25 protein-coding genes are annotated in these 25,784 nt (G+C 58.9%); 11 read left to right on the top strand and 14 right to left on the bottom strand.

The features are described from left to right. The first annotated feature begins 45 nt into the window (after positions 1-45). Complete coding sequence (locus AC1DF8_RS09075) at positions 46-1,245, top strand: divergent polysaccharide deacetylase family protein (RefSeq protein ID WP_478153041.1); 1,200 nt, start codon at positions 46-48, stop codon at positions 1,243-1,245. 12 nt (positions 1,246-1,257) lie between these two features. Beyond that, positions 1,258-1,791 carry an RNA pyrophosphohydrolase gene (locus AC1DF8_RS09080; RefSeq protein ID WP_113204266.1) on the top strand — a complete coding sequence of 178 codons (534 nt, stop codon included), beginning with the start codon at positions 1,258-1,260 and terminating at the stop codon, positions 1,789-1,791. Positions 1,792-1,877: 86 nt separating this feature from the next. Here AC1DF8_RS09080 and bfr read toward each other — a convergent pair whose 3' ends face one another. The 5 genes from bfr to AC1DF8_RS09105 all read right to left on the bottom strand — a co-directional run bounded on the left by bfr (position 1,878) and on the right by AC1DF8_RS09105 (position 8,692). Further along, positions 1,878-2,363 (bottom strand): bacterioferritin, encoded by a 486-nt coding sequence (gene bfr, locus AC1DF8_RS09085; RefSeq protein WP_027512212.1) that lies wholly within the window; start codon positions 2,361-2,363, stop codon positions 1,878-1,880. After that, a complete protein-coding gene (locus AC1DF8_RS09090) occupies positions 2,329-2,703 on the bottom strand; it encodes a (2Fe-2S)-binding protein (protein ID WP_112544925.1) in 375 nt (124 codons plus the stop codon). Before AC1DF8_RS09090 ends, bfr begins: the two co-directional genes overlap by 35 nt. A 109-nt stretch (positions 2,704-2,812) precedes the next feature. Further along, positions 2,813-6,292, bottom strand: coding sequence for an error-prone DNA polymerase (locus tag AC1DF8_RS09095; protein WP_478153044.1), 3,480 nt, complete (start codon positions 6,290-6,292; stop codon positions 2,813-2,815). Further along, positions 6,289-7,836 carry a Y-family DNA polymerase gene (locus tag AC1DF8_RS09100; protein WP_478153160.1) on the bottom strand — a complete coding sequence of 516 codons (1,548 nt, stop codon included), beginning with the start codon at positions 7,834-7,836 and terminating at the stop codon, positions 6,289-6,291. Before AC1DF8_RS09100 ends, AC1DF8_RS09095 begins: the two co-directional genes overlap by 4 nt. Next, the gene (locus AC1DF8_RS09105) at positions 7,748-8,692 is read right to left on the bottom strand and encodes an ImuA family protein (RefSeq protein ID WP_478153046.1); all 945 of its coding nucleotides are present in this window, start codon (positions 8,690-8,692) and stop codon (positions 7,748-7,750) included. Before AC1DF8_RS09105 ends, AC1DF8_RS09100 begins: the two co-directional genes overlap by 89 nt. Positions 8,693-8,854: 162 nt before the next feature. Here AC1DF8_RS09105 and AC1DF8_RS09110 point away from each other — a divergent pair, with 162 nt between their 5' ends. Next, positions 8,855-9,292 carry a metallopeptidase family protein gene (locus AC1DF8_RS09110; protein WP_007824789.1) on the top strand — a complete coding sequence of 146 codons (438 nt, stop codon included), beginning with the start codon at positions 8,855-8,857 and terminating at the stop codon, positions 9,290-9,292. A gap of 2 nt (positions 9,293-9,294) precedes the next feature. Here AC1DF8_RS09110 and AC1DF8_RS09115 read toward each other — a convergent pair whose 3' ends face one another. Together AC1DF8_RS09115 and AC1DF8_RS09120 are read right to left on the bottom strand one after the other, a co-directional pair. After that, positions 9,295-9,501, bottom strand: coding sequence for a DUF1737 domain-containing protein (locus tag AC1DF8_RS09115; RefSeq protein ID WP_112970700.1), 207 nt, complete (start codon positions 9,499-9,501; stop codon positions 9,295-9,297). After that, entirely contained in the window at positions 9,501-10,406 is a 906-nt protein-coding gene (locus tag AC1DF8_RS09120; protein ID WP_183849686.1) for an HpcH/HpaI aldolase/citrate lyase family protein, read from the bottom strand. Before AC1DF8_RS09120 ends, AC1DF8_RS09115 begins: the two co-directional genes overlap by 1 nt. Positions 10,407-10,519: 113 nt before the next feature. Here AC1DF8_RS09120 and AC1DF8_RS09125 point away from each other — a divergent pair, with 113 nt between their 5' ends. The 3 genes from AC1DF8_RS09125 (at position 10,520) to leuD (ending at position 12,036) form a co-directional block, all read left to right on the top strand. Beyond that, the gene (locus AC1DF8_RS09125) at positions 10,520-10,750 is read left to right on the top strand and encodes a hypothetical protein (RefSeq protein WP_007824784.1); all 231 of its coding nucleotides are present in this window, start codon (positions 10,520-10,522) and stop codon (positions 10,748-10,750) included. A gap of 111 nt (positions 10,751-10,861) precedes the next feature. Next, on the top strand, positions 10,862-11,281 hold the full coding sequence (locus tag AC1DF8_RS09130; protein WP_112544930.1) for a VOC family protein: 420 nt from the start codon (positions 10,862-10,864) through the stop codon (positions 11,279-11,281). Between the two features lie 146 nt (positions 11,282-11,427). Then, on the top strand, positions 11,428-12,036 hold the full coding sequence (leuD, locus tag AC1DF8_RS09135; RefSeq protein ID WP_112970697.1) for a 3-isopropylmalate dehydratase small subunit: 609 nt from the start codon (positions 11,428-11,430) through the stop codon (positions 12,034-12,036). A 62-nt stretch (positions 12,037-12,098) separates the two neighbouring features. Here leuD and AC1DF8_RS09140 read toward each other — a convergent pair whose 3' ends face one another. After that, positions 12,099-13,031 (bottom strand): pyridoxal-phosphate dependent enzyme, encoded by a 933-nt coding sequence (locus AC1DF8_RS09140; protein WP_478153050.1) that lies wholly within the window; start codon positions 13,029-13,031, stop codon positions 12,099-12,101. Positions 13,032-13,212: 181 nt separating this feature from the next. On the opposite strand from AC1DF8_RS09140, the gene leuB reads away from it, so the two are divergent. Both leuB and lpxE read left to right on the top strand, forming a co-directional pair. Further along, entirely contained in the window at positions 13,213-14,325 is a 1,113-nt protein-coding gene (leuB, locus tag AC1DF8_RS09145; protein WP_112970695.1) for a 3-isopropylmalate dehydrogenase, read from the top strand. A gap of 196 nt (positions 14,326-14,521) precedes the next feature. After that, complete coding sequence (gene lpxE, locus AC1DF8_RS09150) at positions 14,522-15,256, top strand: lipid A 1-phosphatase LpxE (RefSeq protein WP_183849690.1); 735 nt, start codon at positions 14,522-14,524, stop codon at positions 15,254-15,256. An 83-nt stretch (positions 15,257-15,339) separates the two neighbouring features. Here lpxE and AC1DF8_RS09155 read toward each other — a convergent pair whose 3' ends face one another. The 5 genes from AC1DF8_RS09155 to AC1DF8_RS09175 all read right to left on the bottom strand — a co-directional run bounded on the left by AC1DF8_RS09155 (position 15,340) and on the right by AC1DF8_RS09175 (position 21,673). Then, positions 15,340-17,226 carry an MFS transporter gene (locus AC1DF8_RS09155; RefSeq protein ID WP_112544935.1) on the bottom strand — a complete coding sequence of 629 codons (1,887 nt, stop codon included), beginning with the start codon at positions 17,224-17,226 and terminating at the stop codon, positions 15,340-15,342. A gap of 193 nt (positions 17,227-17,419) precedes the next feature. Next, positions 17,420-18,673, bottom strand: a complete 1,254-nt coding sequence (locus tag AC1DF8_RS09160) for an ABC transporter permease (RefSeq protein ID WP_478153053.1) — start codon at positions 18,671-18,673, stop codon at positions 17,420-17,422. Next, positions 18,670-19,359: an ABC transporter ATP-binding protein gene (locus tag AC1DF8_RS09165; RefSeq protein WP_478153055.1), complete on the bottom strand. Its 690-nt coding sequence runs from the start codon at positions 19,357-19,359 to the stop codon at positions 18,670-18,672. The genes AC1DF8_RS09160 and AC1DF8_RS09165 overlap by 4 nt, the downstream gene beginning before the upstream one ends. Positions 19,360-19,365: 6 nt before the next feature. Further along, complete coding sequence (locus AC1DF8_RS09170) at positions 19,366-19,830, bottom strand: hypothetical protein (protein ID WP_113144993.1); 465 nt, start codon at positions 19,828-19,830, stop codon at positions 19,366-19,368. A gap of 94 nt (positions 19,831-19,924) precedes the next feature. After that, positions 19,925-21,673 carry an alkaline phosphatase gene (locus tag AC1DF8_RS09175; RefSeq protein ID WP_113144994.1) on the bottom strand — a complete coding sequence of 583 codons (1,749 nt, stop codon included), beginning with the start codon at positions 21,671-21,673 and terminating at the stop codon, positions 19,925-19,927. A 116-nt stretch (positions 21,674-21,789) separates the two neighbouring features. Between AC1DF8_RS09175 and AC1DF8_RS09180 the strand changes: the two genes are divergently transcribed. The 3 genes from AC1DF8_RS09180 (at position 21,790) to AC1DF8_RS09190 (ending at position 24,109) form a co-directional block, all read left to right on the top strand. Continuing rightward, positions 21,790-21,972, top strand: coding sequence for a hypothetical protein (locus AC1DF8_RS09180; protein WP_478153162.1), 183 nt, complete (start codon positions 21,790-21,792; stop codon positions 21,970-21,972). 111 nt (positions 21,973-22,083) lie between these two features. Further along, positions 22,084-23,118 (top strand): aspartate-semialdehyde dehydrogenase, encoded by a 1,035-nt coding sequence (locus AC1DF8_RS09185; RefSeq protein ID WP_112544940.1) that lies wholly within the window; start codon positions 22,084-22,086, stop codon positions 23,116-23,118. A gap of 169 nt (positions 23,119-23,287) precedes the next feature. Next, positions 23,288-24,109 carry a lytic murein transglycosylase gene (locus tag AC1DF8_RS09190; RefSeq protein WP_478153058.1) on the top strand — a complete coding sequence of 274 codons (822 nt, stop codon included), beginning with the start codon at positions 23,288-23,290 and terminating at the stop codon, positions 24,107-24,109. 52 nt (positions 24,110-24,161) lie between these two features. On the opposite strand, the gene AC1DF8_RS09195 is transcribed toward AC1DF8_RS09190, so the two are convergent. After that, positions 24,162-25,781 (bottom strand): GGDEF domain-containing protein, encoded by a 1,620-nt coding sequence (locus AC1DF8_RS09195; RefSeq protein ID WP_478153164.1) that lies wholly within the window; start codon positions 25,779-25,781, stop codon positions 24,162-24,164. Between the last annotated feature and the right edge of the window lie 3 nt (positions 25,782-25,784).

Raw genomic sequence — 25,784 nt, forward strand, 5'->3', positions numbered from 1 at the left:
CCTTGAGGCTTTCTGCTGTTTCCCGGTTTTGGAGCGGGCAAGGAATTGGGAACGGACCTGCATGCACCCTTAGGCCGCAACCGCAAGGCTGCGCGCAAACGCCCCGGCATATTGCGGATCGGGCAGATAGTCGCGAGCATCTGTCTTGTCGCGATCGGCGGGTTTTCTCTTTACACGGCATTTCACGGCGATGGCCTCGAGCGGTCGATACCGCCGGCATCGCAGGATGTCACGGCCGCTCCGCCGACCGACACGATCCAGCAACCGCCGACCTCGGGCAATCAGACAGCAAACGGCATGCCACGCTCAGAACCGAGCTCGGGCGCCAACGTGGAACGCATGGTGACCGGAGACGGCTCCGTCGTCACCAAATACAGTCCGCGCCCACGCGACGGCAACGGCCCGGTTCTGGTCGACGCCATGCAGGTGGGTCAGGATCCCCGCATGGCGGCCATCCCCAACGACAATCTGTTGGAAGATACGCCCTTCGGCCGGCTGCCGATCACGGGCCCCGACGGCAAACGGCCGATGGATCAATATGCGCGTCCCTGGTCCGGCACGCGCGTCACACGCATCGCGATCGTCCTCAGCGGCCTCGGTCTCAGCCAGACCGGCACGCAGCGCGCCATCAAGCAATTGCCGGAAGAAATCACTTTCGCCTTTGCTGCCAGCGGCAACAGCCTGCAGCGCTGGATGCAGGATGCCCGTCGTGGCGGCCATGAAATATTGCTGCAAGTGCCGCTGGAGCCATTCGATTACCCGGCGAATGATCCAGGTCCGGATACGCTACTGACCTCGAAGCCAGTGGCACGCAATATCGAAAGCCTGCACCGATCCATGGGCGAGATCACGAACTATACCGGCATCATGAACTACCTTGGCGGACGTTTCCTCTCCGATCCCAAGGCCATGGAGCCGATCATGCGCGATATCGGCAAGCGCGGGCTGCTGTTCCTCGACGACGGCACTTCGGCACAATCCAAGACGGCTGCGGTCGCCAAAGGCACGGAGCTTCCTTATGCTTTCGCCGATCTGCAACTGGACAGCCAGGTCGACGTGAACACGATCCTGCAGAAACTCGACGAATTGGAGCGTATCGCTCGCCGCAACGGCCAGGCAATCGGGGTTGCCTCGGCTTTCGACGAGAGCATTGACGCGATCTCCAAATGGAGCGAGGAAGCGGCCATGCGCGGCATTGAGATTGTCGGCGTTGCAGCACTCGTCAACGACCCCAAGAATCCCTGAGCGGAGAGAACCATGAGCCAGGCGACTGTAAGAGCCGAGGACCTGCCCTATCGCCCCTGCGTCGGCGTAATGATCCTGAACCGCGAGGGCCTTGTCTGGGCCGGACGGCGCATCCCTGACGGCAATTCTGAATATGACGGCTCGCCGCAGCTCTGGCAGATGCCCCAAGGCGGCATCGACAAGGGTGAGGACCCGCTGGAAGCGGCCTATCGCGAGCTTTACGAAGAGACCGGTATCCGGACCGTGACGCTGCTTGCCGAGGCGAAAGACTGGATCAATTACGACCTGCCGCCGCAACTGATCGGCATCGGCTTAAGGGGCAAGTATCGCGGCCAGACGCAGCGCTGGTTTGCCTTCCGCTTCGAAGGCGATGAAAGCGAGGTCGCCATCAACCCGCCCCCCGGCGGCCATGAGGCGGAATTCGACGCCTGGGAGTGGAAGCCGATGGAGGAACTGCCGGGCCTGATCGTTCCCTTCAAGCGCACTGTCTATGAACGGGTCGTGGCGGAATTCCGTCATCTTTCCGGCCTGATCCCGGAAGACTGAGCGTCAAACGAAGCTGTCATCGATGCGCAATAAACGATGCCGGCCGCCTGAAAGGCGACCGGCCGAGATAGGATGTCGATGGTGAATTACTCGGCTTCGTTCGCCGAGTCTGCGTTGAGCTGGCCGTATTTGGCTTCACCGATCTTCTCGAGCAGATCGAGTTGGGTTTCGAGGAAATCGATATGGCCTTCTTCGTCTGCCAGCAGCTCTTCGAAGAGCTTCATGGAAACGTAATCGCCGGCGTCATGACAGATGTCGCGAGACTTCTTGTAGGCGGTGCGGGCGTCGTATTCTCCGGCAAGATCGGCTTCCAGCACTTCCTTGACGTTCTGACCGATGCGCAGCGGTGCAAGCGTCTGCAGATTGGGATGGCCTTCGAGGAAGATGATACGCGCGACCAGGCGGTCGGCATGGTGCATTTCCTCGATCGATTCGGCGCGCTCCTTCTTGGCGAGTTTGGTATAACCCCAATCTTCAAGAAGGCGATAATGAACCCAATACTGGTTGACTGCACCGAGCTCTAGAAAGAGGGCCTCGTTAAGCCGCTCGATGACTTTTTTGTCGCCTTTCAATGTCCGCTCTCCTGTTTTCTTCATGGAATTCTCTGAGGCGGGACATGAAATCAAATATTTCCGCTTCCGTCGAGTGGCGGCGAGCGTGATAATCTTCGGTTGTCTGGATGATGATATCGACAACGTTCGGGAAGCAACCGCAGCAACGGCCGCGCTTGGCCATGGCGTGATAGACCTTCGCAGGAACGATAAGCTGCCAGCAATCCTCATCGAGAAGATTGTTGATAACGTCCCGGATTTCCTTGTCGGTTATGTAATTGCAACTGCAGACGAGCACGTCTTCATTCCAAACATGACACTTACTATCGTGTTTTCTGCAAAAGAAGATAGGAACTGTCAAGAAAATTCGCGACCCTCATTCGATCACGATTCCGCCGCGGGACATCACACACTGGCGAGCTTGTTCGTAAGTCCTTAAGAAGCATCAATTTCCAGGCCGCGAGGATCAATCAGTGGAAATTGCGCCCGCGCGGCATCACGCTCGCGGTCTCCGCGATATCACCGTCCCTCGCCCTCTCTGATGGTCTTTTCTCGCCGATCTTCCTGAGCAGGTTGTCCCGCGCCAGGCTATCCGCCTCCTTCCGCTGCCGGTGATCCTGTGTCGCGCGCAACACCTCGTCCGAGCGTTCGCTGACGCCGAAGCGTTTCGTCTCTCGCTGAAGGATACCGAGCAGCGGCGTCATATCCTCGATATGTTCGACAACGGTATGGATGACGCCGCTCTGGCTTTGTAATTTGCCATAGATTTTCACGAGCCGGGCGCCCATGACCACGGCGCGGTATTTTTCGAAGACTTTCTTCCAGACGATGGCATTGGCAACGCCGGTCTCGTCCTCCAGCGTCATGAAGATCACACCTTTCGCGGAACCCGGCTGCTGGCGTACCAGCACCAATCCCGCGATGATCACGCGCCTCCCATTCGTAACGCGAAGCAGATCGACATTGCGCGTGACGCCCGTCCTGCCTAGCTCTTCACGCAGGAAGGAAACGGGATGCCCTTTCAAAGAGAGCGACAGGTAGCGGTAATCCTCGATGACCTGTTCGCCCGGCAGCATGTCAGGGAGTTTGGCAGCCGGCTCAGGCTGAAGATCGATGTGGCGAACCTTCTCGAAGAGCGGCAGTTCCTCAGTCGCGCTTTTCACATCCAGTGCTCGCACCGCCCACAACGCTTGGCGTCGTGATAGTCCGATGGATTGAAAAGCATCTGCATCTGCCAGCCGTTCGATGACAGATTTCTGCAGGCCGGAGCGTAACCAGAGGTCACGTACAGAATGGTAACTCTCACCGCGGTTTTCGACGAGCTTTCCCATATCTTTAGAGGAAACACCCTTGATCTGCAGAAGACCAAGCCGAACAGCATGGCGAGTCTTGATGATATCCCGCATCTCGCCGTGGCGAAAATCGATTGCTGCCGGCTCAAAAGCCGCCTCTTCAAGCGTACACTCCCAATTCGACAGATTGACATCTGCCGGCAGGATTTTCACCCCATGCTCACGTGCATCCCGCACCAGTTGCGCCGGCGCATAAAAACCCATCGGCTGCGAATTCAGCATCGCCGCGCAGAAGACGTCGGGATAATAGGCTTTCAGCCACGAGGATGCATAGACGAGCAGAGCAAATGAGGCCGCATGGCTCTCTGGAAAGCCATATTCACCAAAACCCTTGATCTGGTTGAAACATTGCTCCGCGAACTCAGGGTCGTAGCCATTTTTGATCATTCCATCCACGAACCGTTTTTGGAAACTATCAATGGTGCCGGTTCTCTTGAATGTCGCCATCGACCGTCGGAGCCGATCTGCTTCTGCTGGTTCAAAGTCTGCTGCGGTAATGGCGATCTGCATGGCCTGCTCCTGAAACAGGGGAACCCCAAGGGTTCTTTCAAGAACAGTTTTTAGTTTCTCACTTGGATATTCGATGGGAAGATTCTTATCCCGCAACTCTCTACGCTTCAGATAAGGATGTACCATGTTGCCTTGAATTGGCCCTGGCCGGACAATCGCCACTTCAATGACAAGGTCATAAAACACGCGTGGTTTTAGGCGCGGCAGCATGCTCATCTGAGCTCGGCTTTCGATCTGGAAAACGCCAAGCGTATCGGCGCGGCCCATCATGTCGTAGACGGGCTCACCCTCCTCTCCATGCTCCTTATTGCCGAGATCAGCGAGCGTCTTCTTTACATCGTAGTGTAGTTCAAGCAGCATGAAGGCCCTTCGCAGGCAAGTCAGCATACCAAGCGCCAGCACATCCACCTTGAGGATCTGGACATTATCGAGGTCATCCTTGTCCCACTCGATCATGTAGCGATCCGGCATTGCCGTCTTCATGATCGGCACCACCTCATCGAGCCGGTCTCGCGTAATAACGAAACCGCCGACATGCTGGGTAAGGTGACGCGGAAAGCTCAAAAGCTCGGAGGCGTATTTCAGCACGTTCCACGTCACCCGATCCTTCATATCGAGGCCGGCCGCCTTCGCATCCCGTTCCGAAAGATTGTCCTCGGACCAACCCCAGACCAGACTGCTGATTGCCGACTGGACATCTTCCGACAGACCGAAGGCCTTGGCGACCTCGCGACCGGCCGAACGGGTGCGGTAGCTAGTAACAGCTGCTGTCAGACCGGCATGCTCATGACCGTATCTTTCATAAATGGATTGAATGACATCTTCCCGCCGTTCATGCTCGAAATCGACATCGATATCGGGCGGTTCGTCCCGATCCATCGAAATGAACCGGTCGAAGAGAAGCGTGGTCTTTGTAGGATCGACTTCCGTGATCTCAAGGCAATAGCAAATGACTGAGTTGGCCGCCGAACCACGTCCCTGACAGAGGACCTTGAGCACATGGCGGGCGTGATGAATGATCTTATGGACCGTCAGAAAGTATGAGGCGTAATTCTTGCGCTTAATCAGATCCAACTCGTAGGCGATCTGTTCATCAACCTTTTTCGGAACCTCATCAGGGTAGCGCTTTATAGCACCCGCTCTGGTAAGCCTCTCAAGCGTCTCCTGTGGTGTTTCGCCAGGATCGTTTTCAGGCGGATAATTGTGCTTCAATTCATTCAGCGAAAAGCTTAGCTTCCCGAAGAACAGCTGCGCATTCTCGACCGCATCCGGATAATCCCGGAAGATCCTCGATATTTCACGTGAATCCTTGAGATAGCGCTCTGCATTCGGTGCCAGTAGGAATCCGGCTTCCGATATCTCCACATGCTCCCGTATGGCGATCACGATATCCGAAAGCGGCCGGCGCTCGGTGTCATGATAGAGCGGCTGATTGGTCGCAATTAGAGACACCCGGTTGCGGGCGGCAAGCATGGCAAGCACCGCAAAGGCCTGCCGGTCGCGACCGTCATAGGCTGGTGACAGCGCCATGAAAAACGCCTTGCGGAACCGTTTGCGGAACCGGTCCAGATATTCTTCAAGAACAGGCTGGCAACCCGGATCATTTACGACAGCCCGGTCGGGGACAAGGGCGAGCATCATCTCGTCACCCCATTCCATAAGCTCCGCTTCCGTCAGGATGCAGGTTCCCTTGACCGCTTCTTCCTTCAGATTGCCTGCACTGAGCAGACGGCAGAGATTTGCCCAACCTTTCCGGTTGCACGGATAGGCAAGGACATCAGGTGTTCCATCCGAAAAAACGAGGCGGGCACCCGGCTGAACCCGGATAGGATCGAAAATGATCTCCGTTTTTCCCTTCTTCTTCGCCTCGGCTAAAATCGCATCCCTGTTCCTGTATCTCTCCTCAAGCTGCTGTGCCTGCGCATGGGCCCGCACCACGCCGGCAACCGAATTCCGGTCCGCGATGCCGAGGCCGCCGAGCTTCAGGCAGGCGGCCTGTACGACCATCTCTTCAGGCTTCGAAGCGCCTTCGAGGAACGAGAAATTCGTCTTCGCGCCGATCTCGAAAAATGCCGGTTCGGGTTTCATGCAAAGACCCCATGCATGAACCAGCGAGGATCGGGGCTGTCTCCATAGAGACCCCGGCGATAGATCCAGAAGCGGTGGCCGTCCTCATCCTCGATCCGGAAATAATCCCGCGCTTCGGCATCATCGCCATCGATCCACCATTCCATGGCAATTCGTTCAGGGCCTTCGCTTCTTGCCACCTGATGCTGCAGGCGCCGCCAGCGGAAGGTTTGCGGCGCGCCGTCGGGCACTTCGGCAAATGCGACCTCGACCGGCTCCGGCGTTGCAAAGAGCCGCAGCGGACGTTCCTCACGAAAAGGCAGCGCGCGCCTCTGCTCTGATTTGCGCCGTGCCGGAAGGTTCTCCATTGCCGATACCGTGATGACGGCGCGCTCCGGCACGTGGCTCTCCCGAAGCTGGAAGCTCTGCAGGCAATCCGCGCCAAGCCGGGCCGCGACACGGTCGACAAAACTCGAAAGCGAGATTTCCCCCTGTCGATCTCCCTCGAAATCACCCTGCGCATCGTTGAACGGATCATGCCGCAATACATTCAGGCGCAGGATCTCAAAACCATAGCCGGCGTCGATATCGTCATAGATCACCTGTAGGCGCTCGGAAAATAATCCCGCTATAAGCTTCGGTTCGCGAAGCGGCCGCGAGGCCCCGACGGAAATGCGGTAAACCCGGCCATCGACACGAAACAGCACCAGTTCGAACACCCGTCCGCCGGCGCCGCGCGCTTCCAGAGAGGGTTTAAGTGATATGGCAACCTGCCCGGTAACGGCGAGGATCTGTTCCTCCGTTCCGATCGGCTCGGCCAGGCGACATTCGGAAGAGAGGCTAGCAACGGGAAGCCGGGGCGAAATCGGCTCCTCTTCATGGCCCAGCGCCTGATCGAGGCGCAACAGCAGTGCCGGCCCGAAGCGGCGGGTCAGCGGCGCCCGCGGCGCATGGATAACGTCACCGACATATTTGAGACCGAGCTTCCTCAAGGCATCGACAGTCTGGCCTTCCAGCCGCAGGGCCGCGACGGGCAGCGGCATCAGCATGCGCTCACTCTCCTCGTCGTCCACGACGCCACCCTGTCCGAAACGGGAGACAGCCCAGGAAAGACCAGGCGACGAGGAGATCGCGCCCCGCGCATCAAGCCCCATATGAAAGAGCCGTGACAGGATATCCTGAAGAAGCGCCCTCTCCCCACCGAAGAGATGAGCGCAGCCGGTAATATCCAGAAACAGCCCATCCTTTCCATCGAGCGCCACCATCGGCGTATAGCGGTCGCACCAGTCAGCAATCGCCTCCAGCAGCCGGCGGTCGGCCGCAGGATCCTCTTCCACGACATCGAGCGCCGGATACATGGCGCGCGCCTCGGCAACGCCCTGCTCCTTCCGCAATCCCAGCTTCTCGGCGAATTCATCCAGCGCCGTCAGCCGCATGGCATTGTTGAGCTTGCCGGAACAAACGAGGGGGGCCGCTTCAGGACGCCCTTTCGAACGCCAGGACAGCCCCCATCGCCTGCGGGCGATGCGGTCCGTTGGCAGATGCGGAAAGCTGAGCGACAGAATGCGTTGATTGTTCGCCTGGAGGGCGAGCGAAGCTTGGTTCGTTGACGGGGAGAAATTCGCGTTCATGGGGGTTCCACTCCAGAAGACAGGAGAGCGGGGCCGGATTGCGGCTCTTCTCCAGCGTGAGACGGAAAATCGGATTGCCGATGCTGCCGGAAAGTTTTGATCCGTCCGGCAACGGTCGCAGATCCGACGGCGCCGGCTCGACATGCAGGCGGAAGGCGGCACTGCTCGCTTCCTCCTCTCCCGCCTGCCGGAGGAGAAAGAGCGGACGCTGCACCGCACGCGCCCTGAGACTGAGCCGGCGGCTTTCGGTCAGGCCGAAATGCAGGGGATTGCCGCGCACTTCGAAGACGACGGCCGAGAAGGCAGCACTTTCGATGGCTGCTTCCGCCAGCCAGAGCGCATCTTCCAGCTTGCGCGGCGCGGCATGGAAAAACCTCTCCGGCTTCAGCCCGAAATCCCTCAGCCCCGGAGCATAAGGGCGCCCCGCCTCCAGTGTACCGACAACATCACCGATCCAGAGCAGCGGCAGCAGCCTGCTGGTCTCCTCCTCCTGCTTCTGCAATCGCGCCGCAATGGCCATCGCCAGACCACTTGCCGCCCCTGCATCGCAAGAACTCGCCGCGCGAAATTCGGTAATTGCATCGAGCTGAAGGCCACCTTCCAAGGCGTCATCGAACTGCTCCACACCGAAAGGCAGGCGCGGCAGAATGCGCCCCTGCCGCCGCTCGCGCCCTTCCGACAGGGCTTCCCGTTCCGCTGCGGCCAGCGCCGGCGCGGACTTTCCCTCCAGTCGGGCAATGGTTTCGCGGAGCGCAAAAAGCCGCTCGCGCGCCAGGGCGGTCTGCGCCATGGCGGTCTCTCCATTCGTCTTGTTCCTGTTATGTTCCTATGGATTCCAGAGCTCTAATAAAGAGTCAACCGTCATTTTATAAGAATTTATTCCTGCCTTTGATTCCGCACTCGAAAATCGGCGATAAAGGTTCTATATGGGCCGGCAAAGGAAGGAATATTCATGGCCCACGTAGACCGGAGCGATGATTGGCGGGATCGCCATGCGCCGACGATCAGCACCTTCGAGTCGCTGGCAATGGAGGCCTACAGCCATCTGCCGGACGAATTTCGCAAGCTGACGACCAATCTGACAATCGAAATCGAAGACTTCCCCGATGACGAAGTTTTCGAGGATATGGCGCTTGAAACACCCTTTGACCTGCTCGGCCTTTTCGAGGGACGCGGCATTTCGGAGCGCTTTACCGTGGAAACCGGCGAGATGCCGAACCGCATCCGCCTCTATCGCCGTCCGATCCTCGATTACTGGGCCGAAAACGACGAAACGCTGGGCGACATCATCACCCATGTGCTGATCCATGAGATCGGCCACCACTTCGGCCTCAGCGACGATGACATGGAACGCATTGAGGCAAGCGCCGAAGAAGCGGCCGAACGCTGACCTTATTGCTCGGACAGCTTCATGTCCGGGTGATAATCCTTGCCCTCGACGTCCTTGACGACGGCCTGGCCACACTGCATCTGGCCGGTCGCAGCGTTGAAGCTATAGGTGGGCGAGCCCGACAGCGACCAGCCCTTGTTCAGCGCCGCCGTCACCTTGTGGCAGAAGGAAGCGTCGTCGGGACCGGTCAGGAAGCGGTAGAGTTTCATCAGGCGGGCTTTCTTGCGGAAATCAGGTGCGCTTTATGGACCAGAGCTTCCGCCTGGACAAGATGCAGCCGCTCGATCATCCGCCCGTTCGCATTGATGACGTTGTGTCCCTCACTGGCGGGGTCGGCAAATGCGGCGATGATGGCCTCCGCCTCCGCGATCTCCTCCTCGTCAGGTCCGAAATGCACGTTGGCGGCTGCAATCTGCGTCGGGTGGATCAGCATCTTGCCGGCAAAACCCATGGCACGGCCCTGCCCGCATTCGGCATCGAAGCCATTGCCATCCCGGAAATCGTTGAACACGCTGTCCAGCGCATCGAGACCGTAGGCTTTTACCGCCAGAACGACCTGCATCAGCCAGGGCACGAGATAGGTCCGCCCTGGCTGCGGCAAGACGCCCGTTTCCTTGCGCAGATCGTTGAGCCCGACGACCAGGCAATCGAGCCGCGATCCCGGTGTGCGGCCGGATTCGGCGATTGCTGCGGCATTCAGCACGCCGCGCGGCGTCTCGATCATCGCCCAGATGCGCAATTCGTCCGGCGCATAGGCTTCGGCAAGCAGATCACCGATGGCCATGACGTCCTGCGGTTCGTCCACCTTCGGCAGGAGAACGGCATCGGGCGATAATGTCTTTATCAGCTCCAGATCCACCAGCCCGTATCCGGATGACAAAGAGTTGATGCGGATGATCCTTTCCTTGCCCTCAAGCGGCGGTCCGGCAAAAAAAGCTTTCAGATTGTCTCGGGCTTCCGCTTTCTTATCGGGGGCTACGGAATCCTCCAGATCAAAAATAACTGCATCGCAATCAAGGGAATAGGTCTTTTCAAGCGCCCGCGCATTGATGGCGGGCACGCTCAGCACAGAGCGGCGCAGACGCAGGGAACGGAGAGGTGGTGTTCGGCTCATGGATTATTAGTGCCAAGCTTCGCAAAACCCGGCAAGACAACAAAAAGCCATGCTTGGCTTGCAGAGAGAAAAAAGAAGGACCACATTCCTTTCCGTAGAAAGGTCTCTAACCAATGCAGAACATTCGCTCCATCTTCTTCATGCTTGCCGGCGCCACGGTTTTCGTAGCCATGCTGCTTCTCACATTCTCGGTCACGCTCGCCGTCGGCGGCATCCTGACCGTGCTCATGGTCGGCCGCGCCCTTTCGATGAAGATGAAGCCGGCTCCCGTCCGCGCCCGCGCTGACGGCAAGCGCGAAATGCGCATCTGGAACGACGGCCGCGGCACCATCATCGATCTCTGATCGCTTTTCCCTGAAAATTCTGACCGACATTGTCGGCTCACACTCCCTTGCTACGTCCTTGAAGCAGCCGAGCATTCAGCCGGCACTTCAAAAAACGAATGGAGGACGAGCATGGACGCGATGGAAAGCAACCAGGCCAAGATGCCGCCGGTCAAGAATGGCCTGCTTCCTTATCTGACGGTCGATGGCGCGGCAAAGGCTGCGGAATTCTACAAGAAGGCTTTCGGCGCCGAACAGGCCTATATCGTGCCGCCCGATGAAAGCGGCCGTACGATGCATATACACCTCTATATCAACGGCAGCTCGCTAATGCTGTCGGATGCCTATCCGGAATACGGCCATCCCTTCAAAGGCCATGAAGGTTTCGCCATCCAGCTTGTCATCGACGATATCGATTTCTGGTGGGATCGCGCGGTGGCTGCCGGCGCCGAAGTGGTCATGCCGGTCGAACTGATGTTCTGGGGCGATCGCTACGGCCAGCTTCGTGATCCGTTCGGCGTGCTCTGGGGCCTGAACGCCCCATCCAAGTAAAGGCCTAGTAAGAAGACATACGCAATCGGCAGGCCACGCGAAACGTCGCGTGGCCTGCATCGGCGAAAGATTCTTCTTCATTTCGGCGGAAAACTGGAATAGATGCAAATTCAGAAAGTACGTTTTGCTGAAATGGAGCATGGGTCATGGATAAATTCGTGAAGCTCACGGGCGTTGCAGCGCCCCTGCCGGTCGTCAATATCGACACCGACATGATCATTCCGAAGGACTATCTGAAGACCATCAAGCGCACCGGCCTTGGCAAGGGCCTTTTCGCCGAAGCCCGCTACAATGAAGACGGTTCCGAAAACCCTGATTTCGTGCTGAACAAGCCGGCATACCGCGAGGCAAAGATCCTGGTTGCCGGCGACAATTTCGGCTGCGGCTCCTCGCGCGAACATGCTCCGTGGGCACTGCTCGATTTCGGCATCCGCTGCGTGATCTCCACCAGCTTCGCCGACATCTTCTACAACAACTGTTTCAAGAACGGCATCCTGCCGATCAAGGTCAGTCAGGAAGACCTCGACAAGCTGATGGACGACGCCGAACGCGGCTCCAACGCCGTTCTGAGCGTCGACCTCGAAAACCTCGAAATCACCGGTCCGGACGGCGGCTCGATCAAGTTCGATCTCGACGAATTCAAGCGTCACTGCCTGCTGAACGGCCTCGACGATATCGGCCTGACCATGGAAAAGGGCAAGGCGATCGACGAATTCGAAAAGAAGAACGCCGCTTCGCACCCCTGGGCTGCCTGAGCCCTATCAAATTGCTTTTAGATCAAGCCGGGCTTTCTGCCCGGCTTTTTCTTGCCCGGGTCTCAGAGAAATTTCCCTTTCCAGAGGTCAAGCTTTTCGAGCGACACGCCGATACCGCCGCAGACTTCGATGAGCGGATTGTTAAAGCGCGACAGCAGGTCAGCGTGGACATCGGCGACGGCCAGTGCTGCACCACAGGCCGGTTCGACCAGGATGCGCTGCGCATCGGCAAATTTCCGGCAGGCGGCAACGGCATCGGCATCGCTGACGAGAACACTTTCAATCGGATGGTGCTTTGGCAGATCGAAAACATGCTGCGCCACCTGCCGTGCGCCGAGTGAGGTGGCAATCGATGTAATGGCCGGTAGCGAAATACGCTCGTTGGCCTTGAGGCTGGCATGAAATGATGCCGCTCCCTCCGTCTCGACGGCAATGACAGGCACGTCGAAAAGCCCATTCCGCCTCAATCCCTCGACGATTCCGGCAAGCAACCCGCCGCCGCCAACGCTGGTAACGACGCAGTCGAATTTGGCCCCTTTCGCCACCACCTCGTCGATCAGCGTGGCATGGCCATCCCACAGGAGCGGATGATCGAAAGGATGCACATAGGTTGCCTTGCGGCTCTCAGCGAGAGCGATTGCATGCGCATTGGCCTCGTCGAAGACAGATCCATGGACGAGCACCTTGGCACCTGTTGCGGCAATCGTCCGGCGCACGTCCGGCGCTGTCGTCTCGGGCACGACGATAGTAACAGGCACGCCGAGCGCCCGTCCGGCATAGGCCGCGGCAATGCCGGCATTGCCGCCCGAAGCGCAGAAGATCTCGCGCGCGCCGTTTTGAACCTCATGCTGGCAAAGCCGGCCTACACCGCGAAGCTTGAAGCTGCCGGAAGGCTGCAGCGCATCGAGCTTCAGCCAGAGCGGCTTGCCACTGGCGCTGTAATCAGGTGCCGTCTGGAAGAGAGGCGTGTCGAAATGGAGAGGCGCGAAAGACATGGACGAATATCCGAAAAAGAATGGGCAGGGTTATCGTTCTAGCCCGTTTGCGAGCACGGGAGCAACCGTGTCGGACATCACATGACACCAAGCCAGGCGTACCGATTCACCCCTTCTCTCGCTTGAAATGCCCATTTCCGGGGTCTAAGAAGCCGCAGCTTGTTTTTCCGCGGAGGCTTTCATGACAGTGCGCAATCTTTTCCTGCTGCCGGGCGACGGCATCGGCCCCGAAGCGATGGGCGAGGTCCGCAAGATCATCGCTTACATGAACGAAGCGATGAATGCCGGTTTCGTCACCGATGAAGGCCTCGTTGGCGGTTCTGCTTACGATGCGCATGGTGCGGCGATCTCCGAAGACGACATGAAGAAGGCGCTTGCTGCCGATGCCGTGCTCTTCGGTGCCGTCGGCGGCCCGAAGTGGGATAGCGTTCCCTATGAAGTTCGCCCGGAAGCCGGCCTGCTGCGCCTGCGCAAGGACTTGGAACTCTTCGCAAACCTGCGCCCTGCAATCTGCTATCCGGCGCTTGCTTCCGCTTCCTCGCTGAAGCCGGAACTGGTCGAAGGCCTCGACATCCTCATCATCCGTGAACTGACGGGCGGCGTCTATTTCGGCGAGCCGAAGGAAATCATCGACCTCGGCAACGGCCAGAAGCGCGGTATCGATACCCAGGTTTACGATACCTACGAAATCGAGCGCATTGCCGGCGTCGCCTTTGAAATGGCCCGCACTCGCAACAACCGCGTCTGCTCCATGGAAAAGCGCAACGTCATGAAGTCGGGCGTGCTCTGGAACCAGGTCGTGACGGAAACCCACAAGGCGAAATATTCCGACGTCCAGCTCGAGCATATGCTGGCCGATGCCGGCGGCATGCAGCTTGTGCGCCAGCCGAAGCAGTTCGACGTCATCGTCACCGACAACCTCTTCGGCGACATGCTCTCCGACGTGGCCGCCATGCTCACGGGTTCACTCGGCATGCTCCCGTCTGCCTCGCTCGGCGCACCGGACGGCAAGACCGGCAAGCGCAAGGCGCTCTATGAGCCGGTGCACGGCTCGGCGCCCGATATCGCCGGCAAGGGTATCGCCAACCCGATCGCGATGATCGCCTCTTTCGCCATGTGCCTTCGCTACTCCTTCAACATGGTCAAGGAAGCGGATAACCTGGAAAAGGCGATAGCAAACGTGCTCGACAAGGGCATCCGCACTGGCGACATCATGGCACAGGGCAGCCGCCAGGTCGGCACCGTCGAAATGGGCGAAGCCATTCTCGCCGAATTCAAGGCGCTTTCCGCCTGATATTTCACGTGAAACGCTTTTCGGCCCTTCGCACCCGTGCGGAGGGCCTTTTATTTGGCCCGGTCTCATCCATCAGCGCCAAGAGCAGTCGTTGCCAAGATCGAAGAGAATTATCTGACCAAACCCGGTCTCTGTCGTAATCCTGTGCATCTTCACTGCCTATTCCTAGTCCTAAAGGATTATATGGGTAGTATGGATGCGGGCACTTTTAGTCTCACTGGACAGGCGCTGGCGCAGAAATAGATGCGTCATGCCACCATTGCGCTGGCGCGCATGCCTTTTCGTTACCCTGAATGCCGTCATCCTTTCCATGCTGATCTTCGATGCACCGATTGGTGCCGGTCACCTGCCGGAACCCATTCAGCGCTTTGGGGAAATGTTGACCGATTTCGGCGATTCCGCCTGGCTGATCCTCACCAGCGTCCTGCTCTTCTTTCACGGCAGAGCCGGCTACAAACTCTTGAAAAGCGCAAAGGCAAGGGCCCAGGCGCTCTATGTGAGCTGGATCGGCGCCTATCTGTTCACGACTGTCGTCTTTTCCGGCCTGCTTGCAAATCTTCTGAAACGCACGATCGGTCGTGCGCGCCCTGAACATTTCCAGGATCTCGGCGTGCTTTCCTTCACGCCCTTCTCCGGCCGTGCTGCATTGGAGAGTTTTCCGTCAGGCCATTCGACCACGGTCGGCGCTTTCTTTGCCGCCTTCGCGTTGCTCTTCCCGCGCTACCGAGTTCCGTTCATCGCCGGCGCCATCTGGCTCGGCATGACGCGTGTCATGGTCGGCGCGCACTATCCAAGCGATGTCATAGCCGGCCTCGCCTTCGGCGCCTGGTTCTCGCTGCTGACGGCGATCGTCTATGCCCGCTACGGCCTGCTTTTCAGGCTCGCGCCGGACGGCTGGCCGATGTCCAAGCGATACTTCCCGGACGCATAAGAGATGCGCATGAGAAAATGACACATGAAAAACCCGGCGCCTTTCGGGCGCCGGGTCTTTGATTTCAGGATATCCACCGCGTCTCAATCCATTGCGTGAATATCGCGGTTCTTGGTTTCCGGCAGGAACAGAATACCGATGACCAGCGTGATCGCTGCGAAGACGATCGGATACCAGAGGCCATAATAGATGTTGCCGGCGGCAGCACTCATCGCGAAGGCCGTAGCAGGCAGCAGACCGCCGAACCAGCCGTTGCCGATATGATAGGGTAGCGACATGCCGGTATAGCGGATGCGGGTCGGGAAGAGCTCGACCAGTAGTGCCGCGATCGGGCCGTAGACCATCGTCACGTAGAACACGAGCACGAAGAGGATGGCGATCGTCCCCACCCAGTTGACGCGGGCAGGATCGGCCGTCATCGCGAACGAACCGGCACCGGGGATCGTGTAGACCGCCATATCCGTCACGCTTTTTGCTTCATCCGCCGTCAGCAGCTTGCCGGCAACGAGTTTGTCGGCCGGCAGCGTTTCCTTCTGGCCGGCACGTATCGCATCGGCATTGAGGGTGAGCTCCGGATTGGCAGCGATGAAGGCATCGAGCTTGGCATCGGCAACCTTGGCAGCGCCGCGCTTCAGCGGGTAGCCAGCATCATGAAGGGCAAGATTGACACCCTTTTCGAACGCGGCACCGGTCTTGGCCGCATCAGCACCGGCTGCAACGGAGTCGTAGCTGGTGATCGTATCGTCACCGACCTTCACGGTTGCAGGCTGGCCGGCCGGACCCGGCACCACGTCATAAGGCACAGAGTTCTTGGTCAGGAACGCCGTTGCGATGTCGCAGGAGCTGGTGAATTTCGACGTACCGGTCGGATTGAACTGGAATTTGCAATCCGCCGGATCGGCCGTAACCGTTGCCCGGATCGTCGCCTGCGCCTCGTAAAGGGCCGGGTTTGCCGTATAAGTCATCGCCTTGAACAGCGGGAAGTAGGTGACCGCTGCAATTAGAAGACCCGCCATGATGATCGGCTTGCGGCCGATCTTGTCCGACAGTCCGCCGAAGATGACGAAGAACGGAGTGCCAAGGAAGAGTGCGATGGCGACCATGATATTGGCCGACTGAAGATCGACCTTCAGCACGTTCTGCAGGAAGAACAAGGCATAGAACTGCCCGCCATACCAGACCACCGCCTGACCCATGGTGGCACCAAAAAGCGCAATCAGCGCGATCTTGGCATTCCGCCACTGACCAAAGGCTTCCGTCAACGGCGCCTTCGATGCCTTGCCTTCGGCCTTCATGCGCTGGAAGGCGGGCGACTCGTTCATCTTCAACCGGATCCAGACGGAGATGCCGAGCAGGACGACGGAGACAAGGAACGGAATACGCCAGCCCCAGGCGGCGAAGGCAGTTGGTCCCATGATCGACTGGACCGAGACGATGACGATCAGCGACAGGAAGAGACCGAGCGTTGCCGTCGTCTGGATCCAGGACGTGAAATAACCGCGACGGCCGTTCGGCGCGTGTTCGGCAACATAAGTCGCCGCACCGCCATATTCACCGCCGAGTGCCAGACCCTGCAGCAGACGCAAGCCGATCAGGATGATCGGAGCGGCAATGCCGATCGAGGCCGCGCCCGGCAGGATGCCGACCAGGAAGGTCGAGAAGCCCATGATGAGAATGGTCATCAGGAAGGTGTATTTGCGGCCGACGAGGTCGCCGAGACGGCCGAAGACCAGCGCGCCGAATGGGCGCACCAGGAAACCCGCAGCGAAAGCGAGCAGCGTGAAGATGTTGCGCGTTGCTTCCGGATACTGGGTAAAATAGGTCGCGCCGATATAGGTGGCGAGCGAACCATATAGATAGAAATCATACCATTCGAAAACCGTGCCGAGCGACGAGGCGAAGATGACCTTCTTCTCCTCGCCCGTCATCGGACCGGCTTTCGCACCGTCGACGCTTGCGACATTTGCCATTGTCTGTCCTCCACAGAGTGATGAGCAACGGTCGCGGCCTACTCTCCTCGAAGCATACCCCTGGCCACGACACGCCTGACGAGAGTTTGACAGAAAAGACGAGTCAGAAAGAGGGATGCTTTGGGATTATGACTTTAGTCTAATTTTTGTGCATGGATGGTCACAGCATGGCGGAACAGGCCCGCCGCAATGCTCACCCCCGCAAAGCCTGGGCCGGAGACTGCCGATAGGCGAGCACCGCCGGCAAGGCGGCGAGGACAGTGGCGAAGGCAAGAAGCATTATAGCAAGCGCTCCGTCTTCACGGGCGAAGCCGACGGGCAGGTTGACGCCACTGCTTTGCGAGAAGAAGCCGGAAAGAATGAGCGCGGCACCGTAGCCGAGTGTAAAACCAAGCCCGACCCCAGCGGCAACAAGAATAAAGAACTCCAGCCAGACAATACCGAATATGGCACTGCGGGGAGCACCGAAGGCACGCAGCGCACCGATCTGCCTGCGGCGCTGGCCGATATGGATGACAGTCACAAGGATCAGCGAGGCTGCGACCAGCACCTGCGCACCAGAGGCAACGGCAACAAGAATCTGCTTGGCATCACCGAGCGTCGCATAAAGATTGGTCAAGACTTCGCCGGGAAAGACGGCAATCGTCGTGCCATTACGATAGTCCTGCCGCAGTTTGTAGGCATCGGCAATCGTCTTCGGCTTGACGAGGATGGCCGGAAGACCGGGTGTTTCCCCAGTCCAGTTCTCGTTCAGGCCGGCATGGGTTTCAGCCTCCGCATGATGGTCGGCTTCCTCATGAGCGCCTTCCGCGGCGGCGTGGTCATGGTCGTGCTCTTCGCCCGCTTCCAGCCCATGAATATGCCAGACGGCTTGGATCGGAACGAGAATGGCCCGGTCCCATGCTGTGCCTGTCGGTCGTAGGCGCCCGATTACGCGATAGGCAAGTTCCGTATGCGTATGGCCGCCGGTTTCGATCGTGCCGTGCATCGGTTTGATCTCGCTGCCGATAGCCAGGCTAACGCTCGAGCCGATGACAGCCTCGCCCTCGCTGGCGAAACCTTGACCTTCGGAAAAGCCGCCGGAAATCGTTTCCGTCAACGCTGTCGTCGTGCCGATGATCGGATAGCCTGAGAAGGAATCGCCGAAACCAACGGGGGCAGCCCATTCGACGCGCGGATCGGCAGAAAGTTTTGCCAGGACGTCGCCGGACATTAGCGGCAGCGCGGACGGCTGCAGGAAAACGGACGAGAGCACGAGCTGGGTCTCGCTGCCGCCCGCGCCGATGACGAGATCGAACTTGTCAGCCGCCCGCGCACTGCCGAGACGAAGAGCCCTTTCCTGCAGGATGACGGAAACGCCGAGCGCGGTCGCAAGCGCCACGAGCAGCACGACAACGAGAGAGCCGGCCCATAAACGGCGCAGATCGGCAAGGATGAAGCGGATCATGCGGCCGCTCCCTTGATCGCGGAATCGTCGATAATGCGGCCGGAACGAAACGTCAGGCGTCGGTCGAAACGAGTGGCGAGGCGGGGATCGTGCGACACGACGATCAGGGTACTGCCTTCAGCCATGGCAAGATCGAGCAGCAGATCACCGACGGCATCGCCGCTTTCGGCATCGAGGCTCGCGGTCGGTTCGTCGGCGACGATGACACCGGGTTTGCGCAGCAGCGCCCGGGCAATCGCCACACGCTGCATTTCGCCACGCGACATGGTTTCGATCCTCTGTGCGGCGCGCTCAAGACCGACAGTGTGGAGGAGATCGTGGGCGCGCTCGATTATCGTCGACGTCGCGGCACGCGCGAGACGCGCAGGCAACAGCACATTTTCGACAGCGGACAGACCGGGGAAAAGGTGAAATTCCTGCATGACCAACCCGATATTGGCAGCCCGAAAGCGGTCACGGCGACTTTCGGAGAGCGCAGCAATATTCTCACCGTTCCAGCGGACACGGCCCTCGCAAACCCTCTCCAGTCCGGTGACGATATTGACGAAGGTACTTTTGCCGGATCCCGAGGCGCCGGTAACCACGACACGGCTGCCCGCAGCGATCGACAGATGATCGACGGCGAGCGCAGGTGCCGAAAGGCCAGGAAACGTCATGGCCAATTGTTCGATTTCAAGAGCTAGCATCGATGCTCAGACGCTGGAATATTCGGCCTGGCGGATACGCAGCAGGCTTACAAAGCCGGTTTCCGGGTCCTTCCACGACCCGAACTCGAGCGTGCCACGCACTTCGATAGTCTGGCTCGGCTGTACGAAGGTCTGCTTCTCGCCGAGATAAACGACGACGATATTGTCCGGCCAGTCTGCGTCGGAAGAGCAGAAGGGGCAGAGTGACATCGGTATCTCCGTAAGTACGAAGAATTGCGCCTCAGCCTTTAACGGCGGCGCCATGAAGCCCTTGATACTGATTTCCTTGCCAGCAAGGCGCTTTACCTTGTCGGAAAATTCGAGACCAAGCACACCAAATTTTCCGTAGAGTTCATCGAAGCTGATCAAGGAATCATCGGCAATCACAGGCCGGGCGACGGCGAAGGGAACCGCGGCCATGACGCCCATGAGGCGACGGCGGCTGAGATTCAGCAAAGCGAGCCTTTCCATAGCGGTCTCCAGAAACGGATACCCGGCCGCATAGCGACCGGGATGAGGATCGATGAAAAGTCCCAGGCCGGCAAGCGGCCTGGGACACAGGTGCTTAGTTCGTCTGCTTGGCGCCGAGCGCAAAAGCGTCGGCGAGAACGCGGTAGACGTCGCTCTGTTCCATATAGCCCTTGAAGCCCTCCGATCCGGGGCCGGTCGACTGCAGGACAACGTCATCGACGGTATGGGCGCCGGTGGCCGCACTCTTCGGCAGGTTACCCGGAACGAAGACGGCGCCAGGAACATCCTTGTAGGCTTCGTTGGCGACGTAATCCTTCTTCTCGTTCTGGATGGCCGGAGTGTATGGGTTATCCAGCTTCGGGCGGAAAGTTTCGTAGTGGTCGGGATAGTTACTGACGAACAGGGCGAGACGTTTGGAGACGTCAACGCTGTCGGGATAGCCGTCATTGTTGGCATCGACATAGTTGGTGAAGCTGCGGCCAGCGACCTTCTCTCGCATCTCCGTACCTTCAATCGTATCGTCGATCGTGCCGACGATCGTGATGCCGTGCGTATGGTCACCGGTGACGACGATCAGCGTGTCGGGATTGCTGGCGGCGAATTCCTTCGCCAGACCGACGGCCTTGTCAAATTCGATCGTATCGATGGCAGCGCGCTCGCCATCGAGAGGATGTGACATCTTGTCGATGTTGGCAGCTTCGACCATCAGGAAGAAGCCTTCGGGATTCTTCGAGAGCTTGTCGAGCGCGACCTTGGTCATTTCAACAAGGCCGGGCTGGGCCGGGAATTTGCCGACAGTGCCCTTCTTCAGGAATTCGCGGTCAAGCGTCGTATCCATGTTGCCAGTGTGGAACAGGCCGAGGATCTTGCCTTCGTTAGTGCTGGCAGCAGCGGCGAGTTCCGTCTTGTCGATCGCGAGCTTATAGCCGGCGTCCTGGAACATCTTGACGTAGTCCTTGTCGTCCTTGCGCTTCGAGCCGGCAGTCGCCTGCGGCAGGAAGTAGGCCGAGCCGCCACCGAGGATGACATCCGGCTTCACGTCGAAGAGCATGCCGGTGATTTCGGCTTTGTCGTCGCGGCGACGCGTATGGGAAACGACGGCGGCCGGCGTCGCGTCCTGAAGTTCCGAGGTCGTGACGACGCCGATCGACTTCGAGGTCTGGCGACGCAGGGCTTCGCCGAAAGTTTCGACGCGCGGGTCGTCCAGCGTGTCGAGTGTCCTGTCGGCATAGACGCCGAGCGAGTTGATGGCGCCCTTATGGCCGGTCATGTAGGCCGACATCGTATTGGCGCTGTCGGTGGTAACCGAATCGGTGGCGGACGTGCCGATAAAGGCCATATGATCGAGATCGTCCATGTTCAGGCGGCCGTTCGCCTTGCCTTCAGTCATGCCCTTGGACATGATACGAGCGGCGGTGCGGTGAGCAACGGAAAGACCATCACCGAGGAAGAAAATGATGTTCTTGGCTTTCGGCTGTGCGGAAGTGCCGAAAACCTCCCAGGTCACCGCCTTCTTTTCGTCGCCGGCGGCGACTTCAACCTTGTAGGTGCCCGGAGCGGCAATCTTCAGGCCGCGCAGCAGGAGAGCTGAACCGAGAGCCTTGTCTTCCTTGCCCTTTTCCAGCTCGACGAACTGTGCCTCGCCCCCGAGGACAGTCTTGTAATCCTGGCCATTGACCGTGATCTTCACGTCTTCCGGCTTGACCTGCTTGGAAAGCTCGACCTTGAAGTCGAACGGTGAACCGGCCAGAATCGTAGCACGATCAAGCGGATAGATCGAAGCTGCTTGAGCAGCACCGGCCAGAATCGTGGTGGCCGCAAAAGCGGCGAGAAGCATACGCATGGAAAAACCCCCGTTTTTCGTTGCAGTCATCACAACGGGTCGGGGATACCCCTCGGCAATGACAGAGGGATGACAAAACGCCGCAGCATGGCAACCCCCTCTCCTCCGCTCGCCACATACGCAAAAACCTTGACTCCTGTGGAAAACGTTTTAAGAGCAACGACGGAAAAGGAATATCCATGGTTCGCCACGAGCATGCCATCGCTGAGCGCAATAACCTGGCAGGAAGTGCCGGGCTGGATTTTTCCGTTCCGGTTTCTTCCAAAACCAAGGCCAAAACGACGACGAAAACCGTCTGACGTCTCTGGCCTGCCGCTCTCTCCCCGGCCCGGCCGGGGACAGGAAGTCGCGATGATGTCGCGCTTCCCCCTCACCGGACAAGAGGAGAGAAGAGAAAGAGAGCTTGAGAAATGGGTTTCAAAGTTGCAGTTGCCGGAGCCACCGGAAATGTCGGGCGGGAAATGCTCAACATTCTCTCCGAGCGCGGTTTCCCAGCCGATGAAGTCGTAGCACTCGCCTCCTCCCGCTCCCAGGGCCTCGAGGTTTCCTATGGCGACCGGACGCTGAAGGTCTCCAATCTGGAGAATTACGATTTCTCTGACACCGATATCTGCCTGATGTCGGCCGGCGGCGAGGTTTCCAAGCGCGTCTCCCCGAAGATCGGCCAGCAGGGCTGCGTCGTCATCGACAATTCCTCGGCCTGGCGCTACGACGCCGACGTGCCGCTGATCGTTCCGGAAGTAAATCCGGACGCGATCTCGCTCTTCACGAAGCGCAACATCATTGCCAATCCGAACTGCTCGACCGCCCAGCTCGTCGTCGCGCTGAAGCCGCTGCATGACTTCGCCAAGATCAAGCGTGTCGTCGTCTCGACCTATCAGTCGGTCTCCGGCGCCGGCAAGGAAGGCATGGACGAGCTCTTCAACCAGACGCGTGCCGTCTTCGTTGCCGATCCGATCGAGAACAAGAAGTTCACCAAGCGCATAGCCTTCAACGTCATTCCGCACATCGACGTCTTCATGGAAGACGGCTACACGAAGGAAGAATGGAAGGTTCTGGCTGAAACGAAGAAGATGCTCGATCCGAAGATCAAGGTGACCTGCACTGCGGTGCGCGTTCCCGTCTTCATCGGTCATTCGGAATCGGTCAACATCGAATTCGAAAACGAGATCACCGCAGATCAGGCCCGCGATATCCTGCGCGAAGCGCCGGGCTGCCTCGTCATCGACAAGCATGAGGACGGCGGCTACATCACGCCGTATGAATCTGCCGGCGAGGACGCGACCTACATCTCGCGCATCCGCGAAGATGCGACCGTCGAGAACGGCCTCAACCTGTGGGTCGTCTCCGACAACCTGCGCAAGGGTGCGGCTCTCAACGCCATCCAGATTGCCGAGCTGCTCATCAATCGTGGCCTCGTCAAGCCGCGCAAGCAGGCAGCCTGATACCATTTGTAAACCATAATATGCTAAAGCCCTGCTCGACGAGCGGGGCTTTTTCGGGCAAATACCGCCGTATAAGCGTTCGCTAAAGGGCGACCGTGACAAAATCGCCGGTGACTGGCATTCTCTTGCCTGGCCTGAAAGCTATGCAGATCGAGAGCGGGGTTTCTCAATGCGCATGACAAAATTGATTCTGGCGACCGCCGCGGCAATGGGCGTCCTCCATGCGGTACCGGCGTTCGCGCAGGGTGCCCAGTGCGGTAACACCAGTGCCGGTTTCGAGGCCTGGGTCGCCGATTTCAAACAGACGGCGGCAGCCAATGGTGTGAGCCAGTCCGTCTTGAGCCGCGCCTTCGCCAATGTCAGCTACAACAAGCCGACGATTTCGGCCGACCGCGGCCAGAAGAGCTTCAAGCTATCCTTCGATGCTTTCATGAAGAAGCGCGGCGGTGCCGCCGTTATCTCTCGCGGACGGTCGATGAAGGCCGCTAACCAGGCTCTCTTCGCTTCGATCGAGCGCCGTTTCGGCGTTCCGGCCGGCCCATTGATTGCCATCTGGGGCATGGAAACCGGCTTCGGCAGCTATATGGGCAACCAGCATACGATGTCCGCAGTCTCGACCCTCGCCTATGACTGCCGCCGTTCGGAATATTTCACCGACCAGCTTTATGCAGCCCTGCAGCTCGTTTCGGAGGGTTATCTGAGCCCGCAAGCCCGAGGCGCTGCCCATGGCGAAATCGGCCAGACGCAATTCCTGCCGCGCAACGTGGTGCGTTACGGCGCTGATGGCGACGGCGACGGACGCGTCGACATGGTCGGCTCTCGCGCTGATGCACTGGCTTCGACTGCCAATTTCCTCAAGGGTCACGGCTGGCGCGCCGGCGCAGGCTACCAGCCGGGCGAGCCAAACTTCGTCGCCATCGAGGGATGGAATGCCGCAACGGTCTATCAGCAGGCAATCGCCTATATCGGCCAGCAGATCGACGGCAACTGAAGAGACGTTCGATAGGAAATGTCAGGAACGCCGCATGCGAATGCGGCGTTTTTCATATGCGGATATCGTGGCTCCCGCCGGCAGCCTTGCGCCGCTCTTCCTGCGGTGCCGTGGAAGGAACAATCGGCCCGGCAACAACGCAATTGCGTCCCGAGGCCTTGGCCGCATAGAGCGCCAGGTCGGCGCGCTTTATCAGATCATCGAAATTGCGATTGCTTACGGCATTTGTGCGCCCCGCGCAGCCGAAGCTTGCCGTAACCCGCAGGCGCTCGCCGCCGGGCAGTTCGATGTCGGCAGCTTCGATCGCCAACCGGACACGTTCCGCGACGATGGCCGCATCCTCGGGTGTCGAGTCCGGGAGCAGCGCCATGAACTCTTCGCCGCCATGGCGCACCAATAGATCGAAGGAGCGGAAGCTTTCCCTTGCGACGCCGGCCACATGCTTCAGCACGACATCACCCGCGTCATGGCCATGCACGTCGTTGATTTTCTTGAAGTGATCGAGATCGAACAGCACGACGGAAATCCAACGTGAACCAGCCTGCATCAGAAGCGCTAGAGCAGCAGCCTCAAAACCGCGCCGGTTATAAAGGCCTGTCAGAAGATCGGTCTGGGCGGCATTGCGCAGTTCGTTGACGAGCAGTTCACGCTCTTCGGTAACGCGGGCGACGAGACGGATACCGCGAACCGCAAGCGCTGCAATAAGGGCAACGAGCAGCACCAGCCCGGCTGACAGAGCAAGCACGATCGTCATGTGGATATGAGAGCGCATCGACAGCCTCTGCCCAGTCACATGGATGTCATCGGTGACGGACGCGATCTTCTGCCGCAGAAAATCCAGCCGTTCGTTCTGGATGCCGATCCATTTGTCCCGGATCGCCTTGTCCGGTCGCAGCACCCCGGAAACCATTGCCTGGGTGAAAATATCGGCCCAGACTTCATCGGGCTGCGCCCTATAGTCGAGAATCTCCTGGATGACAGGCGAAGAAGAATGAAAGCGCAGGCGATCCATACCGTTGCCGAGCATCATTTCGCCTTGAACGAGCTGCTCGTGCGACATGGCAGAAAAATCGGTCCGGTCGAGATAACGCTGGCCAAGACTGCCGATCAGCCGCTCGCCGTAATAGGTGAGAAGGATGCTCATCAGCTCGCTGGATTTGCGCATCAACACGGGATCATGGATCCTCGACGAAAGCGACTCGACGAGTCCAAGCTGCTTCAATCCAGCCTGCCCATAGATATGAACGGGGTTGCCGCCTTTGCCGTAATAGCCGCGATCGACTGCCGATCGTGCCGCAACGATACGACTATAAGCGAGACGGAGATTGGAAAGCTGCGACTGCAGACCGACATCCATTGCTCCAGCGGCTGGAAGACTTGCGTTGAAACGCGCGAGTTCGCTATCGAGTGAGTTTCGCCTTTCGATCATCGACGCCCTGGTGATCTCATCGCGATCGTTGATATAGGCTCGCGTCGCGACGAGTTCCGCTAGGATCTCATTGGCCGCAATCGATCCCCCGCGAGCAAGAACATCGGCAAAGAGATGGTCATTTTCGAGCGCGTGGTATTGCATGAGCGAGGAGCGGATCAACACGACGCCTTCGACAATCATGAAGACGAAGGGCAGCAGAATGGCGGCGAGCACAGCCCTTCTGATATTCTTGAATTTCACCGC

It is taken from the genome of Rhizobium sp. 05N49 (assembly GCF_056396805.1).

Coding starts and splice junctions, on each gene's coding strand:
- AC1DF8_RS09185 (WP_112544940.1), top strand. CDS start 22,084: ATGGGTTTCAAAGTTGCAGTTGCCGGAGCCACCGGAAATGTCGGGCGG.
- AC1DF8_RS09125 (WP_007824784.1), top strand. CDS start 10,520: ATGCAGAACATTCGCTCCATCTTCTTCATGCTTGCCGGCGCCACGGTT.
- AC1DF8_RS09175 (WP_113144994.1), bottom strand. CDS start 21,673: ATGCGTATGCTTCTCGCCGCTTTTGCGGCCACCACGATTCTGGCCGGT.
- AC1DF8_RS09160 (WP_478153053.1), bottom strand. CDS start 18,673: ATGATCCGCTTCATCCTTGCCGATCTGCGCCGTTTATGGGCCGGCTCT.
- AC1DF8_RS09095 (WP_478153044.1), bottom strand. CDS start 6,292: ATGAAACCCGAACCGGCATTTTTCGAGATCGGCGCGAAGACGAATTTC.
- AC1DF8_RS09190 (WP_478153058.1), top strand. CDS start 23,288: ATGCGCATGACAAAATTGATTCTGGCGACCGCCGCGGCAATGGGCGTC.
- AC1DF8_RS09170 (WP_113144993.1), bottom strand. CDS start 19,830: ATGGAAAGGCTCGCTTTGCTGAATCTCAGCCGCCGTCGCCTCATGGGC.
- AC1DF8_RS09165 (WP_478153055.1), bottom strand. CDS start 19,359: ATGCTAGCTCTTGAAATCGAACAATTGGCCATGACGTTTCCTGGCCTT.
- leuB (WP_112970695.1), top strand. CDS start 13,213: ATGACAGTGCGCAATCTTTTCCTGCTGCCGGGCGACGGCATCGGCCCC.
- AC1DF8_RS09155 (WP_112544935.1), bottom strand. CDS start 17,226: ATGGCAAATGTCGCAAGCGTCGACGGTGCGAAAGCCGGTCCGATGACG.
- AC1DF8_RS09140 (WP_478153050.1), bottom strand. CDS start 13,031: ATGTCTTTCGCGCCTCTCCATTTCGACACGCCTCTCTTCCAGACGGCA.
- AC1DF8_RS09130 (WP_112544930.1), top strand. CDS start 10,862: ATGGACGCGATGGAAAGCAACCAGGCCAAGATGCCGCCGGTCAAGAAT.
- leuD (WP_112970697.1), top strand. CDS start 11,428: ATGGATAAATTCGTGAAGCTCACGGGCGTTGCAGCGCCCCTGCCGGTC.
- AC1DF8_RS09105 (WP_478153046.1), bottom strand. CDS start 8,692: ATGGCGCAGACCGCCCTGGCGCGCGAGCGGCTTTTTGCGCTCCGCGAA.
- AC1DF8_RS09120 (WP_183849686.1), bottom strand. CDS start 10,406: ATGAGCCGAACACCACCTCTCCGTTCCCTGCGTCTGCGCCGCTCTGTG.
- AC1DF8_RS09110 (WP_007824789.1), top strand. CDS start 8,855: ATGGCCCACGTAGACCGGAGCGATGATTGGCGGGATCGCCATGCGCCG.
- lpxE (WP_183849690.1), top strand. CDS start 14,522: ATGCGGGCACTTTTAGTCTCACTGGACAGGCGCTGGCGCAGAAATAGA.
- AC1DF8_RS09080 (WP_113204266.1), top strand. CDS start 1,258: ATGAGCCAGGCGACTGTAAGAGCCGAGGACCTGCCCTATCGCCCCTGC.
- AC1DF8_RS09115 (WP_112970700.1), bottom strand. CDS start 9,501: ATGAAACTCTACCGCTTCCTGACCGGTCCCGACGACGCTTCCTTCTGC.